Here is a 19,892-nt window from a genome sequence, read left to right on the forward strand (position 1 = left end):
AGTGGTAGATTTGAAATTTGGGCATTCAATTTTAATTTAGCATCAGAGTCGCCTCTATTGGGACTTGGCTCAACATCAGAATTAAGATCATCTCACAATGTCTTTCTTGATGTTTTTGTTTGGTCTGGTTTACTTGGTTTACTTGTTTATTTATTCTTTACTCTATCTATTTTAAGGCGAAGCTTAACATCAGCTTTCTGCTATAAAAGTAACTTTGAGCTTGCAATTTTTATGTCTATTTTATTTATATTACTAAAGTCCGGTGGTGGGTTTGAAATCAAGTTTATATGGTTATTTTTAGCTTTTATAGCAGTACCTTCAAAAATGAAAAAAAGAGAGTGATAAATATATTTGTAGTGGTGTAGTTAATTTTGACACCTAATTAAAGGTGTTATGATACATCTCAAAAAACTTAAGCGGCTATGAGTAATCGTAAACTAGTTATATTAACCTTAGACTGAACTGAGTTTGAATATGTTTTACCAGAGCATATTGAAAAAGATTATGTCATAGTTTTAGTATCCTTAAGGCAGTAAAGGTCGATATACTTTCTGTTATCATATATTTGTATAAATTAAGTCGGTATAGTACTTAATCAAAAGCTATCAATCTTTAATAAAGATGAAATTCTTCATCTTAGTATTGACTAATCCCTTTAAATGCTCGTAGAGCTAATAGCATTTAAACTATATGAATATTTTTATCTTACCTTATCTTACCTTTCCGTAACGATTTGGTAGCTTAGAGTATATTTTGTTATTAAAATGTTGGAGCGCTAGGCTTTTTTAAAGAATATGGGGTCGGTTGCTAAGTCATAATTTTTTTCCAAAAATAATCAAGATACTGGACTTCCCATAGTTTGCTAGACACCTATGAGTTACATTGTAAATTCCAATAAAAGGTGTTTTATGAAAAAGGCAAACGTTATACCCAAGAGTTTAAAGAAGCGGCTGTTAAACAAATCACTGAGCGCGGATATTCAGTCTCAGACGTCGCAGAACGATTAGATATTTCTACCAAAACGTTATATCACTGGCGGAGTTAGTTATCAGATAAACTTAAATCCGTTCAATCATTCGATTAAAAAACGAATAATTAAGCGTAAGGTATACTCGACACGAGAAGGTGCGAAAGCTGAGATATTTAATTTTATATAAATGTTTTACAATCCAAAAAAGCGCCATTCACATACAGGCGGTGTTTCACCTGTTAAGTTTGAAGAAGCGTTAAAAACTGTCTAGTCAAAGCTAGGAAGTCCATACCTTGGAAGTATAGCCTCTTGTATGCTAAGCAATATAGCTAGGATAAAGTTTAATAGATAGTTTTTTTGGTGTTATGGCCATGTTAGTTTTAATATTATGAGGAATTACAAGTGAATGCGTAAGATATTATTTGTTTCGCCAACAGCTAAATTAGGTGGTGCTGAAAGAGTTATGCAAACTATAGCCCATTATTTGTTGCAGCAAGGCTGGGAAGTCACTTTTTATATCATGTCGAGAGGTAGTCAAAGTGGTTGGGAAGAGCTTCAAAAATTTGATAACTTCAATTTTATAGTTAAAGAGTATAAATCTGAAAAAACCTCCTTATTATCTTTTTTGTATAATATTATTTCTCTAAATAGAAAGAGCAAATTCCATTATATTTTTTCATCACATTCACATACCAATGCTGCACTTTCTTTTCTTAAAAAAATTGATATCTTACCTGACGCTAAGTTAGTAGGCCGGGAATCTACAATTGTCTTTGAAAGATTTTATGGTGCTAAACGTAGAATTTTTAAAATACTATATAACTATTTTTATGGTTCACATGATCTCCTTATTTGCCAAACAGAATTGATGAAAAAGTCACTCATATGCTCCTTGGAAAAATTGCCAGCAAAAAACATTCAGGTCATCCCAAATCCTTTAAGTATTGATAGAATTGATTCAGGGCTAAAGGAGAGTGTTGTAAAACTAAGAGATCTAACAGTTAAAAATATAGTTGCTTGTGGCAGACTAGTACCAGTAAAAAACTTTTCGCTGTTGATCAATGTCTTATCCAGGTTAATTTTAGAGGGTTATTTAACTCACTTATATATTGTTGGTGATGGTGTCGATAGAAAATTACTATGCGATTTAAGTACTTCGTTGAAACTTGATAATTATATTACATTTGTTGGGCACCAAGAAAATACTGCTCAATGGTATAAAATAGCCGATGTGGGTGTCATATCTTCCATAAAAGAAGGTTTTCCCAACGTTATTTTAGAAATGATGGCTTCAGGTACAAAAAATATTGTAACGACACCTTGTACTGGAGATCTTGATACATTGCCGGAAGTTATAATTTCAGAAGATCATTCAGAAGAAGCTTTGTATTTAGCGGTTAAATCAGTATTACGGAAAAGTAATGATCATGGGGAAATATACAGAAAGTATATTGAAACTCATAGAACGGTTGAAATGTTCTGGAAAACCTTGGAAACTAAGATTAAGAACAAAGTAACTGACTAATTTTTGTATTTTTTAATTTATATTTTTCAATAATATAATTACTCATTGTTTTGGCGTGCCGAATGAAACATGAGCGATTTATATTGTTTTTTAGTTAGGATTTTTATTAAGTGATAGTATTTATTGTAGGTGCATTGCCTAGTTCTATTATTAATTTTAGAGGGCAATTAGTAAAAGCACTGGTTAATAACCAGCATAGGGTTACTGCTATGGCTAGTGGTGCATCTGATAAAGAAGTTAAAAATATTGAAGTTTTAGGTGTGGGATATCATGACTACCCAGTAAGTCGTAATAGCTTACGACCAGCTCAGGATATTAAAACCTTTGTAATGCTTCGTAGTTTCTTTAAGCAGCAAAAACCAGATGTAATATTAGCTTACACAATTAAACCCATAATTTGGGGTGGGATAGCTGCTCGTATAGTCCCTAGTTGTCGTTTTTATGCTCTAGTAACTGGTTTAGGGTTTGCTTTTCAAAGAGGCAATTGGAAAAAGAACCTTTTGATGAAGTTAGTTGTTATTTTATATAAAGCAGCTCTAAAGAATGCGGATAAAGTCATTTTTCAAAACCCCGACAACAAACAGATTTTTATTGATTTAGGCATAGTGCCTGAACATAAAACGGCTGTTGTAAATGGCTCTGGCGTTGATGTTAAGTACTTTGAGGTAAACCCCCTGCCTTTAACACCTAAATTTTTACTTATTGCTCGGTTATTGGGTGATAAAGGGATACGTGAATATGTTAAAGCTGCGAATATTATTAAACAACATTACCCACAAGCAGTATTTCAGCTAGTTGGCCCTGAAGATCCCTCACCAGATGGTATTTCACTAGAAGAACTAACAAAGTTAAATCAAAATAATTCAGTTGATTATTTGGGCAGTACAAATGATGTTCGTCCTTTTATTGATGACTGTAGTATTTTTGTGTTGCCCTCGTATCATGAAGGACTGCCTCGTACAGTTTTAGAGGCAATGGCAACAGGGAGACCTATTTTAACAACAGATGTTCCAGGTTGCCGCGAAACCGTTATTAATGGCGAAAATGGTTGGTTAGTCGAAAAAGCAAATGTAGAGCAACTGGTTAACAGAATGACATGGTTTATCGAAAACCCTTTAGAGTGGCAGCGAATGGCTGAGGCTAGCAGAACTATGGTTGAAAATAAGTTTGATGTTCATAAAGTAAATGCCGAATTAATGGATATTATGGGGCTGAGTAAATGAAACGACTCTTTGATTTTTTAGTTGCTCTTTTTACATTACTTATTTTATTACCTGTAATAATTGTGGTTGCTGTACTCATTCGTTTTAAATTGGGTTCGCCTATTTTATTTACTCAAGATCGCCCTGGTCTGAATGGTAAAATATTTAAAATGATGAAGTTTAGAAGCATGCTTGATGGAAAAGATAAGCTTGGTAATATGCTGCCAGATAGTGAGCGTATGACATCATTTGGCTCATTTTTGCGCTCTACTAGTTTAGATGAACTACCAGGTTTATTTAATGTATTAAAGGGCGATATGAGTTTAGTAGGTCCTAGACCTTTATTAGTGCAGTATTTACCTCTTTATAGTACTGAGCAAGCACGCCGACATAATGTGCGCCCAGGTATAACTGGTTGGGCTCAAGTAAATGGGCGCAACGCTATTAGTTGGGAGGAAAAATTTAAACTAGACGTTTGGTATGTTAACAACCAAAGCTTTTTACTCGATATGAAAATATTATTTTTAACAGTAAAAAAAGTATTTGTTCGTGAAGGGATAAGTGCTGATGGGGAGGCTACTATGTCTCTTTTTGAAGGAAGTGATAAAAAATGAAAGATATAATAATAGTTGGTGGTGGAGGTTTTGCTAAGGAAGTTATTTGGCTCGCCGATGATTGTAGCCGAAAGGTTAGAGGTGTTTTAGATGATTCTGTTCAAACGCATAATACACAAGTACAAGGTGCTACAGTTCTAGGGAGTGTTGAAGAGTGGGTACATTATAAAGATTGTGAGTTTATTGTTGCAATTGGCTCCCCAAGAACGAGACGAAATGTATTAAATAAGATGCTGACTTTAGGTGAGCCTGATTTTGCCACCTTAATACACCCAAGTGTAAGACTTTCTAATACAGTAAATGTAGAAGAAGGCTCTATAATTTGTGCAGGCTCAATACTCACAGCAGATATTAAGCTAGGCAAACATAACATCTTAAATTTGAATGTAACAGTAGGTCATGAATGTGAATTTGCTGATTACGTTACTGTTGCACCTATGGTAGCAGTGTCTGGTAATGTGATATTACACCATCTAGTTGAGGTTGGTACCGGGGCTGTTATTCGCCAAGGTCTTGAGCTTGCTGAAGGCTCGATGTTGGGCATGGGTGGTATTCTTACTAAGAACATTCCTGAACGAATGATCTTTGCCGGTAATCCAGCAAAAAAATTGAAGGAAATTGTTGAGTAATGGAAGTATCAATAATCGGTTCTGGAACTATGGCCACAGGCATAACTCAAGTGTTATGCATAAGTAATGAAATTTCAAAAGTTAATTTAATAGCAAGAACTGAAGAAAAAGCTTTAGCTTCAAAAAGTGTTTGTATAAAAAATATATCTCGTCTTGCTCGTAAAGGTAAAATTTCAGATGAGGAAGCGACTTTAGCCCTAGGAAAGCTCTATTGTAATGCTGAATTAGCTACTGTAGTTAATTCTGGTTTAATTATAGAAGCAATAGTTGAAGATTTTACAGCTAAAATGGTACTTTTTTCTAAACTTGCTCAGTTTATAAATCAATCTGTAATTGTTGCTTCTAATACATCATCTCTATCCATTACTGCATTTGCTAGTGTATTACCAAATCCTAAAAACGTAGTTGGATTACATTTTTTTAACCCTGCTCCGGTAATGGAATTAGTTGAAATTATTGTAGGTCATGAAACTGAACCTACAATAATTGAACAACTCCAAGCTTTAACAAAAAACCTTGGGAAAGTGCCTGTAGTTGTTCAAGAGGCTCCTGGTTTTGTTGTGAATCGAATGCTTATACCAATGATAAATGAAGCTGTTAGTATTTTAGCTGAAGGTGTTGCTACTGCTGACGATATTGATAAGGCAATGAAGTTTGGTGCTCACCATCCTATGGGCCCTTTAGCGTTAGCTGATTTAATTGGTAATGATGTTAATTTATCTATAATGGAAACTCTCTACAGTGAAACTGGGGATCCTAAATACAGAGCGCATCCACTTCTAAGAAAAATGGTTAGAGCTAACCACTTAGGTCGTAAAACAAAAAAAGGCTTTTTTGAGTATTAATATATGTTAAATACCCCTTTCTCTCCTTGGCCTAACTTTACTCAAGACGAAGCCAATGCCGTAAGTCGCGTTGTGCTTTCAAATAAAGTTAATTATTGGACTGGCACTGAAGGCCGTGAATTTGAAAAAGAGTTTGCTACTTGGGCTGATAGTGAATATGCCATAGCGCTTGGTAATGGCACTTTAGCACTTGATTTAGCACTTAAAGCCTTAGATGTAGGCGCTGAAGATGAAGATGAAGTAATAACTACGCCTCGTACGTTTTTAGCATCTGCGTCAAGTATTGTTACTGCGGGCGCAGCACCTGTATTTGCTGATGTTGATTTAAATAGCCAAGCAATTACAGCCGCTAGTATTAAAGCAGTACTTACACCGAAAACAAAAGCGGTTATTGTTGTGCATTTAGCGGGTATGCCTGCCGAAATGGACGACATTATGGCGCTCAGTAAAGAGCATGGCTTTTATGTAATTGAGGATTGTGCCCAAGCACATGGCGCTAAATATAAAGGCCGTTCAGTAGGTAGTATTGGCCATGTTGGCGCTTGGAGTTTTTGCCAAGATAAAATAATGACCACTGGCGGCGAAGGCGGCATGGTAACCACTAACTCAAAAGAGTTATGGTCCACTATGTGGAGCTATAAAGACCACGGTAAAAGCTTTGATGCTATTTATAACCGTGATCACCCACCTGGGTTTAGATGGTTACACGAAAGCTTTGGTACCAACTGGCGTATGACTGAAATGCAAGCAGTATTAGGCCGTATTCAACTAACGCGTATGAGTGACTGGACCGCTAAGCGTCAAGCATATGGTGCTGAGCTAGATAAAGCTGCCAGTGAATTTGACTGTATTCGTTTAGTAACAATGCCAAGCTACATTGAACACGCAGAATATAAACACTATATGTTTGTTAAGCCGGAGCAACTAGCTGAAGGCTGGGATCGTGACCGTATAGTGAATGAAATTGTAAAGCGCGGTGTACCATGCTTTCAGGGAAGTTGCTCTGAGGTGTACCTAGAGAAAGCATTTGATAATACCCCATGGCGCCCAGAAAAACGTTTACCTAATGCCGTAGAGTTAGGCGAAACGTCATTGATGTTTTTGGTACATCCAACGCTTACTGAAGTTGAAATAGCTAAAACTACTCAAGTGATGAAAGAGGTTTTTTCATTGGCATCTAAATCTTAAAGAAGCGATGAACTCTCAGCTTATAATTGTAAGTTAAGAATCATAGTTATAAGCTGCACTCACTGTTTAGGGGTTATGCATGAATACTTGTTTATGCAGTGCGGGTTGAGACAAAGTGGGGGCAGAATTCATTACTTAGTAATGAATTTTCTAGAACGTAAGCTCATCACCCAATCGTATATTATATCGGGAGTAGTTTTTTGATTTTTTTAACTAGCTAATTCAAAAGTATTTATTTTAAAATGTGTCTCAGGCTGAGACATTTCTGAGACACATTTTACCACTATTTATTACACCAATAGTGACATATCTTAAATTATTAACCGCCCCCATATAGCCCTAATACTGTAATTTCTTACTATATACTCAGAGAATAAACTTCATGAAAAGCTAATTACAGTAGCCTCTTTTTTGTTATAGTTACCACCTTGTTTATTTCAAATACGATACCGGGTTGACCCTGTACCTAAACCGCAAAGGAACGTGCCATGGATAGTTTCATTCGATCTATTTTAAATGCATCGCGTACTAAAAAGCGGATCATCACATTGTGTATTGATTCGCTATTCATTATGTTGGCTTTTTGGTTAGCACTTATTGTCAGGCTTGACAGTTTAGCGCCCCTAACGCAATTAGATCATTGGCTTTTATTAGCCGTGTTAGTACCTATAAGTCTATATACATTTATCAGTTTAGGCTTGTATCGCGCTGTACTTAGGTATATGAATTCGCAAGCTATTTGGGCAATTGTACTCGGTACTGTTATAACAACGATTGCCTTGGTTCTAATCGCTTTTTTTATTAACATAGACATACCGCGCACGATGCCATTTATATTTGCGTGGTTGTGTTTATTAACTGTCGGTGGTTCTCGCGTATTGGTTCGCGCAATGATTGGCAGAATGACGACAAGTAAAAAAGAGTCTGTGATTATCTATGGTGCAGGCTCTGCTGGTCGACAATTAGCGACTGCATTAGGTGCTGGGCCAGAGTATTTTGTTAGAGCGTTCGTTGACGATGATGTGACAAAGCAGGGTTCAATTATTCAGGGTATACCTGTCGTATGTTTTAAAGATATCTACGAGTTAATTAATAAGCGTAGAGCTAGCAAAGTATTATTAGCACTTCCAAGCGAAACCCGTGCCCGCCGCAAAGAAATACTCGCCCAATTAGAACCTTTAGCTATTAATGTGCTTTCAATGCCCGGTATGGCTGATGTAGTAGAGGGGAAAGCAAAGCTTGCTGAAATAGCCGAAGTGGGCGTTGAAGATTTACTAGGGCGTGACCCAGTTGAACCTAATACAGATTTAATGACTGCTAACATTGAGAATAAAGTGGTTATGGTCACCGGAGCCGGTGGTTCTATCGGCTCAGAACTGTGTAGACAAATAGTTAAACAAAAACCAACAAAACTCGTTTTATTTGAACAAAGCGAATTTGCTCTATATTCAATAGAAAAAGAGCTTTGTGAATTCATTACTAATAACAGTCTAGATATAGAACTTGTGCCTATAATGGGCTCGGTGCAGCGAATTAATCGAATCGAAACTGTAATGACAGCATTTGGTGTGCAAACTGTTTATCATGCCGCAGCTTATAAGCATGTGCCGTTGGTTGAGCATAACGTAGTAGAAGGTGTGCGTAATAATGTGTTCGGTACTTATTACGCAGCAAAAGCAGCAGTCAACGCAAAGGTAGAGACCTTTGTGCTTATCTCAACAGATAAAGCGGTACGCCCGACTAATGTTATGGGTGCTACTAAGCGTATGGCTGAGCTATCGCTGCAAGGTTTAGCACAAGAGCAAGGTGTTAAACATAAAACACGTTTTTGTATGGTGCGCTTTGGTAATGTATTAGGGTCGAGTGGCTCTGTAGTGCCACTATTTCGCAGGCAAATAAAAGAAGGCGGCCCGATAACGCTCACACATCCTGATATAACACGCTTTTTTATGACGATCCCTGAAGCGGCGCAATTAGTTATACAAGCAGGCGCGATGGGCAAGGGTGGCGACGTATTTGTACTTGATATGGGCGATCCAGTTAAAATTAAAGATCTTGCGACTAAAATGGTTCGTCTTTCTGGTTTTGAAGTTAAAAGCGATACTAATCCACATGGCGATATTGAAATTAAGTGTACGGGCTTACGCCCAGGTGAAAAGCTATATGAAGAACTGCTGATCGGCGATAATGTTGGCGAGACCTCTCATGAACGAATCATGACTGCCAATGAGGTAATGTTGCCTTTGGCCGAGCTTAATGTGTTTATAGAAGCGCTAGATATTGCGTGTCATAATTTTGATCACGAAACAATACGTCAACTGCTCTTAGACGCACCAACAGGCTTTAATCCAACCGATGGCATATGCGATTTGGTATGGAATGCTAAAATAGGGCAGCCAAGCGCAGGTAAGCAAAAAGTTGTGAATATTAATTAAGAAATTTATTTTGCACTTTGTTGATGTAAAGGTAAGTATCTAGCCTTGTACAATAAATAAAATTTAAAGCGTGAGTTTAACTCGCGCTTTTTGTGTTTTGTAGTAAAGCTTTATTTTTAGAATAATAGAGTTAACTAAGATTAATAACGCGTATAGCGCGTTTGTAACATTCATAAAGGAATAATTATGCCACGTAAGTATTTTGGTACCGATGGAGTAAGAGGTAAAGTAGGGACTTTTCCTATTACGCCTGATTTTGCAATGAAGTTAGGCTGGGCCGCGGGTACAGTCTTAGCCTCTAGTGGTACAAAAGAGATATTAATAGGTAAAGATACACGTAATAGCGGTTATATGTTTGAGTCAGCTATTGAAGCAGGTCTTTCTGCTGCGGGTGTTAATGTAGCATTTGTTGGCCCAATGCCAACGCCTGCTGTTGCTTATTTAGCATCAACGTTTAGAGCCGATGCAGGTGTTGTTATTAGTGCATCGCATAATCCATATTATGATAATGGTATTAAGTTTTTTAATAACTCTGGTACGAAGTTAAACGATGAGCAAGAGCTAGAAATTGAAGCTTTACTTGAGCAAGCATTAAATAATAACGCTATGCAGTGTGTTAGCTCAGAACGTTTAGGTAAAGCAAGACGCATTAACGATGCTGCAGGACGATACATTGAATTTTGCAAAGGCATATTTGCTAAAGATTTAACACTTGAGGGTTTAAAAATTGTTGTCGATAGTGCAAATGGGGCTGCGTATCATATAGCACCAAATGTTTATGCAGAGCTGGGTGCTGATGTTATTAGCATTAACGATAAACCAAACGGTTTAAACATAAATGAGCAATGTGGTGCTACACATCTAGATAGCCTTCAAGCAGCTGTACTTGAACATAAAGCAGACTTAGGTATTGCGCTTGATGGTGATGCTGACAGATTAATGCTTGTTGATGCCAGTGGCGCCGTGATTGACGGTGACCAAATCCTTTATATTTTAGCTAAGGCCGCAAAGCTGCAAGGCAAAATGCAAGGTGGTGTCGTTGGCACACTGATGTCTAACCTGGGATTAGAGCTAGCGCTCAAGGAAATGGATATACCGTTCAAGCGCGCAAAAGTAGGCGATCGCTATGTTGTAGAGCAGCTTAAAAATACGGGTTGGAAACTTGGTGGTGAAGGCTCAGGCCATATTCTACACTTAGATTATGCAACTACCGGTGATGGTATTGTTGCTTCTTTACTGGTATTAACTGCGCTAATTAAGCAAAAGCAATCATTAAAAGACTATGTGGCTGGTATGCAAAAATTACCTCAGGTACTTCTCAATGTGCGTTTATCACAAAATAATGCGAATGAGATTTTAAATACTTATTCAGTTAAGCAAGCAGTAGTAGAAGCTGAAACACTATTGGCAGATACAGGCCGTGTTTTACTACGAAAATCAGGCACTGAACCATTGATCCGTGTTATGGTCGAGTCAACTGATTCTGTCGCATCTCAAGCGCAAGCTGAGCATATTGCTACGGCAATAAAAGCGTTATTGTAGAAATATATATAGGTTATAGAAGGTGAGCTTTCTATCTCACCTTCAAATATATCTATGGGCTACGTATATAATTGGGGTTTAAATTACTGGCTATATGGCACTATTAATTCCCGAGTTTGCAAGCTAAAACGTAGCTAATTTTATTTAGCATTTTAATCAAACGCTTCATGCAATCCCACGTTCAACCATCATTTCATTAAACGCAAACCCATCCTGCCTTGACGCATTAGCAACATAAGGCGCATATACTTCAAACAGTAAACGTGTATCGCTATGCCCTAACATATGTGAAATATATAACGGGTTTTCGTGTGCAGCAATATGCAGCACAGCCGCAGTGTGGCGTGTTTCGTAAGGGCGTCTGCGTGCCAGACCCGCTTTTTTTAGAGTGGGAAACCAAAGCTGCTTACTCACAAAGTGATTATCAAGTGGATTGGCCTTATGAGTAAATACAAATTCATTACTAGCTTGGTTTTTTAAGCGGTTGAACAATGCATAGAGTGTATCGCACATTTTTAATTCACGGCGTGACTTAGGTGTTTTTACATCACACAGCTCACCATTGACCCAGTTATGGCGAATACGAATAAGACGATGATTGAAATCTATATCTCCCCAACGCAAACCATGAACCTCACAGCTACGCATCCCTGTCCAAAAACGTACTTTAAAGTAATCTTTCCACTCAATAGGTGCCACCTCTAAAAAGCATTGCACTTCATCAGCCGTTAGCGGGTTAGAATCAGCTCGCTCTTCTTTAAGTGTTTTGTATCGACGCATAGGGTAAGCAAAGTCATGCTCTTCAGCCGCTAAGCTTAAAATCGCAATAAGTGGCCACAAGATGCCATTAATGCGTTTGTTGGTGAGCTTTCGTCGGCCATTCTTTTTTATCATCGTTAGACTTTCACGAAAATAATCCACATTGGCGAGTGTAATTTCACTCACGAGGATATTCCCAAACTCAGGAATTAAATATTTATCGAGCGTATTGCGCATTACGCTTTGATAGCTCTTCTTCCATTTTGCTTTTTGACGATCAAACCATTCATTGGCGTAATCATTAAAAAACGGGTAGAGGCGATCGGGGTCTTTAGTGCGTTGCAGTGTTTCAAATTTCGCGACTTTTTTGCTATCAGGAAAATAATCACGGTATTGAAACGTTTCTAAGTCAATTTCCGCGTTCATTTTTTTGAGAGTGGCATTGGCTTTTTTTAAATTAGCCGGTGTAGCCATGAGCTTAGTGCCTTCACGAAAGCGTTGCCCATAAAGGTGTAAATCAAATTGAATGCGTCCATTAGGACGAATACGAATGTGAGCCATAATGGTCTCCATTAGTTAATGGATCTATAAATAGATCTATCCCTCACCAATGGAATTCGTTAGAATTAAGCCATCGGCTGGGTAGGGTTAAACGTCGCGCAGCCGATACGGGGTAGAGAGGTTCCAGTCTCTCTACCTCAACTGCTTATTTTATTGTCAGTTATACGAATACCATACACTAGGTACAAAATCGCGCTACTAACTAGAATTTCAGTAATTAATATAGCAGGTACTGTTTATTTATCCAGTACCCCGTTGTAAGTTTGTCGATTTTGAAATCTTTGCAAACAATGTGAGTAAGTGATGACACTGGGCTTAACATAAACACATTAGCCTCAGCAGATAATTTAAATATCATCAAACCCTAGAGCATCACCTTGTGGGTCACTAAAATCTTCCCCACGTTTCCCAAGTTTTTTCTCCAATGCTTTTTTAGCTTCTATTACCTTGTCCATTTTTTCAGGTGCAAGTTCAATATCATCAATACATTGATATGGATTGACTGAGTCTGTGTCGCTATAAAAACCGAGACTACGTTTTCCATTTTCATCTAGTAACATTTGCAACTTGATTTGCTTAGCTGATGTGATATCACTAATTTTCACTTTTGAAAGTGCACTTAAGTTAATACGGTAAATCGTAGGCGGTGTTTCATTGATTTCCTGTGTAGATAAAAAACAATTACCCCCAGTTTCTTCCGTTAATCCAGCGAGCATCACGCAATTACTTTCAATGTACAATAGTGCTTCGTTTGCTTTTTTTACTATGTTCATACTACGATAGATTTTAATTTCATCTTTTAAGGAATAGATACTGATAACAAGCCTTTGCTCAACGATGTAGTTTATTTCTTTTTTATTAGCATAATCTCGCAAAGAAAGTAACGAGTTGGATATTACGTTATAACCATCACTAAATATCGCCCGTTCATCATCAGTATATATAGTCACTGTTTTAGATTTAGTTGATTCACAGAGATTTTTTAAATTGTCAACGCCATCCTTATTCAATAATAAGTCAAATTTTGGTACAAACCCTTTAGGAGCATCAAATGGGATAAGTCTGTTGTCACGCTCGATACGAACTTTCAATTTTTCTTTATTGATTTCAAATGAATCGTAAGGCGTATGTGAATTTGCGATATTGGCCATTTCTATTGCTGAGGCTGTTGGTATTGTGAGCTGCTTTGCTTGTTCTACAAACATTAAAAAATCAAGGTGCTCGGCTACTATCTCTTTAGCCAGAATATATATACGTGACTCGGCTTCTGTTAGGGTGTCAACATGCGGGTAGGAGCTTTTGGAGGTATACTCGATATCGACCTCAATATTGGCCTGTTGTGAATGGACACTCAAACACTGATTGAAGCTGCTTGCGCATAGACTCCACTGTCCATTTTTTAATAACCAATCTTTTTCAATATTTAGACCGATTATTCGCATGTTATCACCTGCTCCCATGATTAGTTTGCATATTTTATCATCGATAATAAATGAAATCCGAGCTTCAGCATCCAATTTTATTACGCTCTTTAGAAAATCATTTATCGAAGTTTGCTCTTTTGGTTTAACAACTATTTTTGCCATTATTAGTTATCCTTATTTTAAGGTTATGTTTAAAAAGTATTGTTCCAACGTTTGCGCTAGCAATGTTGAGGGAATGAGAGTTCTCAGCGTGATAATTAATTGAGTATTTCCATAAGGCGTTTTACGCCAGTTAAAATTATCGGCTTTACGTAAAAATTGGTGCTTAACCATATTTAATTTGTTGCTGTTAAGGCTTTTTCTATTTTGGATTAGTAAAAAAGTAGCCGTGTAATGCTTTAATGACCCTCTGTGGCAAAGAGTTTTAAAAGCTTGCAATGTTTTTTGGTTGCATTTACAAGTAAATTGAATATCAAGGGTTTCGATATTTGATTTACCCTCTGGTGTGTGAAGAATTACTTTGGGTTTACCCAATGTTTTTAGCGCTGTTAGCTCTTTAGAGGTAAAGTTTAAATATTGTCCTTTTGCTAATTGACGCCATTGAATATTGGCTGTTTTAAAGTCTAATATTTCATTATTAAGCGCAGTAAATAGCTTTTTACAAAAGTAATAAAACGTATTTGTATTTTTATCGATAAATTCTTCAGGTAAGGAGCTAATCCAGAGAGGTGTAAAATCACATTTATTAAATGTAGAAGGCTGTTTATTGATCGTGCTGCTCTTACCTCCCATGAGGGTATTTAATTTCAGTTTATTTATAATTTGGCTCTCTGCTAACTCAGGCTGGAACTGCTTTTTATCCTTATTGCTCAGTAATGAGTACTCTTGGCTAAGTGAGTTTAAAATACGCGAAATATCATTTGAACCTACAGGGATATCAAAGATATAGCGAAGCTCTGCTCGTGAGTATTGGCGACATGCAGGTTTGAGTAATGCAATTGTTTTTTCCATACCATGAAGGTAATGACGACGAGTCGTTGCGTAGCTAGAGTGTCCCAGCTCCTTTGCTATAGTGTCTAATAATAACCCGGTATTCATTTCGTTAAATGGTCGGCCTTCTAACCAAAAATCAAAACGCGCTAAACAGCTTTCCTTAGATAGCATTGCCTCTGTAGCTTCATCTTGAAGGATACTTGATAAGTGACATCCTTGACGCTGATAAGCGAGATGTAATCCCTGTAAATAAAGTAATTCCGCACCACCATGACGCAAATGATGGAAGCGTACTTTAGGGCCGAATAGTGCTTTTAATGCTTGAGTTGCAGGGTAGATATAATAGCTTGAGCGCAAGCCTATAGATTCGTGTTCAAAACCAAGTAAAGGTTTCGTTTCATCACAGCCTGTTTTGATTTTTAATAATATTCGTATAAGTTTGGCTGCTGGCTCTGGCATAAATACAGTAATTATTCTCGTCTTTTTATTTTTAGTCGTCCCCTCTGGCGTATTTCTTATAACGATACTAAAAAGCTGATTTTTTTGTGAGTTTATGTTCGTAATGTCACCTAGGCATAACCTTAAAACTTCGCCTCTTCGCATAGCTCCGTAATACCCTAAGATGACTGCTATACTGGAAAATAGTCGCTGCATGGCATGCCCATTTTTTGAAGAAAGTAATAGCTCTACGGTGCTGTTTATCTGAGACACATTTAAGCAAAGTGGATCAACAAGGGAAGGCAGTTCAGGGCGCTCGAACTGTTCTAGATCTAACTCATCAGTGAGCTCTTGATGCGCTGCACTGCGAAGGAAATTATATAAATGCCACGGTGTTGTTTTTTCATCTAAACGTTCGAACTCTTTATGTGCCCAACGATGCAATGTTTCCGGGTTGGAGGCATCGTCAAAGCTTAATGGGTTTAAGTTTTTATAAAAGTTTGTATAGCGGTCGATACTTTGAGGAGGGAGCATCTTTTTGTGAACCCCACCTTCATTAAATAGTTCATCAGTAAAGTGAAAAAACAGTTTAGGTATCACATTGTCGTGATCCCAAGTTGGCGCAGTAGGCCTCATAACATTTTTTTGGGATGATAATTTATAGTATTTAATAAGTTTTGTATGAGGCCATGCATCGACGAGTGCTTTTTTTACTGTCCCTGCAACCGCTTTATTCATCGGGGGAATGAATAATAATTTTTCTTTTGCCGTATCAATAGTATGAGGTTTTGTGGATTCAAGTGGCGATACATGACGCATAGGATCACTTAAGTCACGTAATAATTTTGGTGGCACTGCATAGTGGTGATGCCAAAATGATTGAAAAGTACGCAACCATTCTGCTGGGCTCATTGCAGCGAAATAATATGGTTCAGTATCTACCCATCGATTAATAGCATCCAATAATGATTTTGTTGTTAACGCCTTTTCAGGGGGATAGTTATAAAAGTTTTGCAAAACCCTTAAAGGGAAAGCTGGCAGTGGGTAACGTGTGAAACTCGTGTTGCTTTCATCTGCATATGAAGCAATAGGTTTAGGGTGTGACACTTTGAGTGTAAATTGCCCTTCGAAAAACTCAATACAAGTAGGTGTTGATAATATCCTTTGCCAGTACGATAAATGCAGCGGTGCCACTTCAAAGTTCAACACAAGTAATACCCAACCTAAATCATGCCATCGCTTAACTATAAAAGACTCACGCTGTGACTCATATCGGGAAAAACATTGACTTGCTCGTAGATTCTTTTTATGAATATTAAGTAGCCACATGGTTGACTCATCCGTAAAAGCTTGCTCTTTTACTTCAGGTAACTGCCAATTACATATTTCTTTCAAATAAAATAAAACGTGATCAAGTGCGTTTAAAAGCACCCATTGTTTACCTGTGGGTATACTTTTAATTCGTTTATTAATGTCGTTGAGCTGCTCTTTTGATAATGCTCGTTCATTAATACTCAAAGAGTTAATTAGATCACATACCCACTGAAGGTTGCTAGTTTCCTCGCAATCCATACCTAGCTCTACACGGTAGGTAATAATAGTCTGAGCCGTTAGTGCTTTTTTAGCCATGATTTACTCCTTTTATCTCAGCTAAATTTAAAAACTCAGGGATTTTATTTAAAAAAGAGCAAAACTTATTTAGTGCGATAGGAAATAGCTCATCGCTTCCTAGTTGCTCTCCATAATTTGCATGCCCAATAAGTCGACTTATATCTTGCGACGTGAGCGTAGGAGATAATGATGCTAATGCATGCTGGGCAAAAAAGTGTCGTAAATGATAAGGTACTACTTTTACTTCCCCAGGATTAGCTTTAGACCACCACTTAGCCATGAACGATCGTAAAATCTTCGCTGATAATGGTTTTACCGATAAATTTTCATCAATCAAGAACCACATTAATGGAGAATCAAAAGTAGTAGATGAATGACGTTGTAAGTTTTGTAGTAAAAATTCGTAGCGTAATAATGCGAGACGAAAATAGTCACATAACCAAATAGTACGATAACGACCTTTATCAAAAATGATGGCAGAGTGTTTATCGAAGCAATATTCTTTTTTAAATGTAATTTCGTGTGTTGGACGTGCACTTGTTAATGCAATATATAATAGTGCAAGTTCATATACTCTAAAGTTATACAGTTCCAGTAAACTTTCTAGCGTATGTTTACTTTGCTCAAGCTTTTGGCATTGCAAGTGAAGTTCGTGAAAAAAGCGACGTACTGAATCAACATTTACATATCGTATTGAACCTATAAAAATAGGCGGGGTGTTTATATAGCTTCGTTTTGCTGTCGATATATCATGGTGTAATGAAGGTATTTTCCCTGGTGTACAGAGGTAGTCTTGTTGTTTGCTCGTATAGCGAATGATTTGAGAGTCGTTATGCATAATAGGTTTTGGAGCGCTAAACAGCTCTAATAGCTCAGGCTCATAGATAGCTTTAGATAGTCGTTTTAAGTAGTATGTTTGGGCAACAAAAATATCAGATCTTATTTGATCACTGTCGCGTCTTTGATAATGAAAAGCACTAGAATGATGTAAGTTATCAACTCCAAGTAAAACTGCTTTTGCTGGTGTTGTTAGGCTAGGATCGCATTGAACCATTTTTTTGAAGTAATTAAACAAAACATCCTTACGAACAAGATACTTTCCTTTTAATACAGGAGGAGTGCGCCATTTATCATTAATAAAACGTAAGAATATTTCTTTCTCTTCCTGGCTCATCACCCAACAATTATTAGCTTGAAGCGTTTTAGTTATTGCATCAGAGAACCAGTGATTTAAACCGTTTGGGATAGGTTGCCATTGCAAGCTAATACCGTCTTTAGTTGGATAAGCAATAGCATATTCGACCCACGACGGATTGTTTCTGCGGACACTCCTTAAACTGTGTTGTTGACAAGGGCTATTACCGCTAACAATGGTGATATCTGGAATATCTTTGATTGATCTACATGACGTGAGAGCATCAGACAGCCATAGGTATAAGAAGTTAAAAAGTGCGCGATCATATGCTGTTACCTTCGTACTTGATGATGGCTTATATAGTTTTTTCAATCTTATTACAGCTGTAATTAACTTAAGAGCACAATGCCTAGCATTGGGGAATGGGGCTCCACTATTTTTAAATCTTTCTTTTGATTTTATGGCTTCATTACTCATCGTTTATACATTTCTCGTTTAGTTGTTCGTTATTGAAATCGGTTAACTTTAAGCTAAATAGTAGGGCTACCTCAGCACACTAGTGGCGCTTAAAAACATGAATAAATCCCATGGTATTTATTCAAAAAATTCTGTTAATGAATTCAGTTTTTATCAGATACATTTATCACCTCTAATACTTGACGGAGATACTTGAGCTAAATGACTAAGCTGTTTTTTACTGGGTACCGCTAAATTAAGTGATTTAGCGTTGTTATGTCGGCTGTGTAATTGCTGCGGTAAAGATCTGAATTCAGGTGCAAGTAGTGCCGGCTTTATTAGCGCAAGGGTAGAAATTATTGGCTCAGCTTCATCATAAATAATGAGTGATGCTATTAACTTATATGCTGCATCATGACTGAGAATTACTTTAATTAGAGGTATAATGGCTAATACAACGAACTGTCCTTCATTTTCAGTCTTCAGCACTGGTATAGGACAGGAATCAAGCACACACTGAAGTTCTTTAATTGAAAGATACTGAATGTCGAGTAGTTTTTTCTGCGTAATCCTATCGTCTGATAGCAAAGCAGTCAGCGTTGGGTGTTGTTGCAATTCAAGTACGTTTAAAGGTAGTTTTTTAATCTTTGGCACAACAAGAGCTTCCTATATAATTCAATTTTACGATTAGCGATATGTTCATTTTGTTATTTATTAATATTGCTCTGGCTTCACTAAAATAGAAAAGTGCACTTCAAAGGATTTAAATCGATTAACGTTTGTATTACCTCAATTGGTAATTCTTTGAAGCTCCGATTTGCTTTCAATTGCACAGCATCACTTTTTGCAAATTTACTCAGTAGCGGATGAGTTATTAGCTTTATCTTTAAAAGTGGAATCGATTTCTGTCTATATTTCATAATTAGCTTCTCCATATATTTTAATCACCAAAGCAGCGTAAAGATTTTGTTTCACTGCAGTGGTCATTTAGTCATGCTAATAAGGCCTACATAATCGAAGTCGAAGTAACAAAAGTTACTTCGTTAGGATCAAGCAAGGGAATAAATAGCTCCATAGGTACAAGTCGAATCGTAAACATTATTTTTGATATATAAAAAAATTAGAGAACCCCAAAAAGCATGCTGTAATTCCTCCTTTTTAAATATTTATTAATTTCAATGGGTTGAAGTTTTGTTTTTTTTCAAAAAAAAAGTTTTTTTTATTGATTTTATGTTTTAAGTGGATTTCCAGGTGATAAGTAAGGCTATTTGTGCGTTTTAATGTGGACGTTGGAAGGGAGAGTGACTGAACAAGTATTTATTTAAGGAAGACGTAGTTCGTATAACTAAAGCATATAACGATGAACGTTAGTATTGATATTCTGATTTTTAAAATACTTGCTTAACGAAAAAATATGAAGCAGAGAATGAACGCCTGTTCAGCTAATAAACTTTCAATTTTCCGCTATTTCCGCGACTTTAAGTTCTGAGTTTTATTCATAAATTTAAGATAATCTCAAAAATGAATATCTCCCCATCTAAACGAATTCAAATTATAGGTTTTTC

General features: G+C 36.9%; 14 protein-coding genes and 1 pseudogene. 10 read left to right on the top strand and 5 right to left on the bottom strand.

Features of this window, described 5'->3' with window-relative positions:
• The 10 genes and pseudogenes from CXF89_RS21210 to glmM all read left to right on the top strand — a co-directional run.
• Positions 1–342 (top strand): hypothetical protein (locus tag CXF89_RS21210; protein WP_219621669.1); only part of this gene is annotated, 342 nt, incomplete at its 5' end.
• 559 nt (positions 343–901) lie between these two features.
• Positions 902–1,039 (top strand): annotated as a pseudogene (locus CXF89_RS14265) (transposase); the annotation flags it as partial.
• 337 nt (positions 1,040–1,376) lie between these two features.
• Complete coding sequence (locus tag CXF89_RS14270) at positions 1,377–2,495, top strand: glycosyltransferase (RefSeq protein WP_121954969.1); 1,119 nt, start codon at positions 1,377–1,379, stop codon at positions 2,493–2,495.
• Between the two features lie 110 nt (positions 2,496–2,605).
• On the top strand, positions 2,606–3,718 hold the full coding sequence (locus CXF89_RS14275; RefSeq protein ID WP_121954970.1) for a glycosyltransferase family 4 protein: 1,113 nt from the start codon (positions 2,606–2,608) through the stop codon (positions 3,716–3,718).
• Positions 3,715–4,311 (top strand): sugar transferase, encoded by a 597-nt coding sequence (locus CXF89_RS14280; RefSeq protein WP_121954971.1) that lies wholly within the window; start codon positions 3,715–3,717, stop codon positions 4,309–4,311. Before CXF89_RS14275 ends, CXF89_RS14280 begins: the two co-directional genes overlap by 4 nt.
• Positions 4,308–4,940, top strand: coding sequence for an acetyltransferase (locus CXF89_RS14285; protein WP_121954972.1), 633 nt, complete (start codon positions 4,308–4,310; stop codon positions 4,938–4,940). The genes CXF89_RS14280 and CXF89_RS14285 overlap by 4 nt, the downstream gene beginning before the upstream one ends.
• On the top strand, positions 4,940–5,785 hold the full coding sequence (locus CXF89_RS14290) for a 3-hydroxyacyl-CoA dehydrogenase family protein (RefSeq protein ID WP_121954973.1): 846 nt from the start codon (positions 4,940–4,942) through the stop codon (positions 5,783–5,785). The genes CXF89_RS14285 and CXF89_RS14290 overlap by 1 nt, the downstream gene beginning before the upstream one ends.
• Positions 5,786–5,788: 3 nt before the next feature.
• The gene (locus CXF89_RS14295) at positions 5,789–6,973 is read left to right on the top strand and encodes a DegT/DnrJ/EryC1/StrS family aminotransferase (protein WP_121954974.1); all 1,185 of its coding nucleotides are present in this window, start codon (positions 5,789–5,791) and stop codon (positions 6,971–6,973) included.
• A gap of 488 nt (positions 6,974–7,461) precedes the next feature.
• On the top strand, positions 7,462–9,408 hold the full coding sequence (locus CXF89_RS14300) for a nucleoside-diphosphate sugar epimerase/dehydratase (protein ID WP_121954975.1): 1,947 nt from the start codon (positions 7,462–7,464) through the stop codon (positions 9,406–9,408).
• Positions 9,409–9,594: 186 nt separating this feature from the next.
• Entirely contained in the window at positions 9,595–10,950 is a 1,356-nt protein-coding gene (gene glmM, locus CXF89_RS14305) for a phosphoglucosamine mutase (protein ID WP_121954976.1), read from the top strand.
• Positions 10,951–11,115: 165 nt separating this feature from the next.
• On the opposite strand, the gene CXF89_RS14310 is transcribed toward glmM, so the two are convergent.
• The 5 genes from CXF89_RS14310 to CXF89_RS14330 all read right to left on the bottom strand — a co-directional run bounded on the left by CXF89_RS14310 (position 11,116) and on the right by CXF89_RS14330 (position 18,981).
• Positions 11,116–12,270, bottom strand: a complete 1,155-nt coding sequence (locus CXF89_RS14310; RefSeq protein ID WP_121954977.1) for an Arm DNA-binding domain-containing protein — start codon at positions 12,268–12,270, stop codon at positions 11,116–11,118.
• 347 nt (positions 12,271–12,617) lie between these two features.
• Positions 12,618–13,856: a hypothetical protein gene (locus CXF89_RS14315; protein WP_121954978.1), complete on the bottom strand. Its 1,239-nt coding sequence runs from the start codon at positions 13,854–13,856 to the stop codon at positions 12,618–12,620.
• Positions 13,857–13,868: 12 nt separating this feature from the next.
• Positions 13,869–16,754: a site-specific integrase gene (locus tag CXF89_RS14320; RefSeq protein ID WP_121954979.1), complete on the bottom strand. Its 2,886-nt coding sequence runs from the start codon at positions 16,752–16,754 to the stop codon at positions 13,869–13,871.
• Entirely contained in the window at positions 16,747–18,243 is a 1,497-nt protein-coding gene (locus tag CXF89_RS14325) for a site-specific integrase (RefSeq protein WP_219621670.1), read from the bottom strand. Before CXF89_RS14325 ends, CXF89_RS14320 begins: the two co-directional genes overlap by 8 nt.
• Positions 18,244–18,501: 258 nt before the next feature.
• Positions 18,502–18,981: a hypothetical protein gene (locus CXF89_RS14330; protein WP_121954981.1), complete on the bottom strand. Its 480-nt coding sequence runs from the start codon at positions 18,979–18,981 to the stop codon at positions 18,502–18,504.
• Positions 18,982–19,892: the final 911 nt, after the last annotated feature.

The organism is Pseudoalteromonas sp. MelDa3 (genome assembly GCF_002863625.1).
In the GTDB taxonomy this organism is placed as follows: Bacteria; Pseudomonadota; Gammaproteobacteria; order Enterobacterales; family Alteromonadaceae; genus Pseudoalteromonas; species Pseudoalteromonas arctica.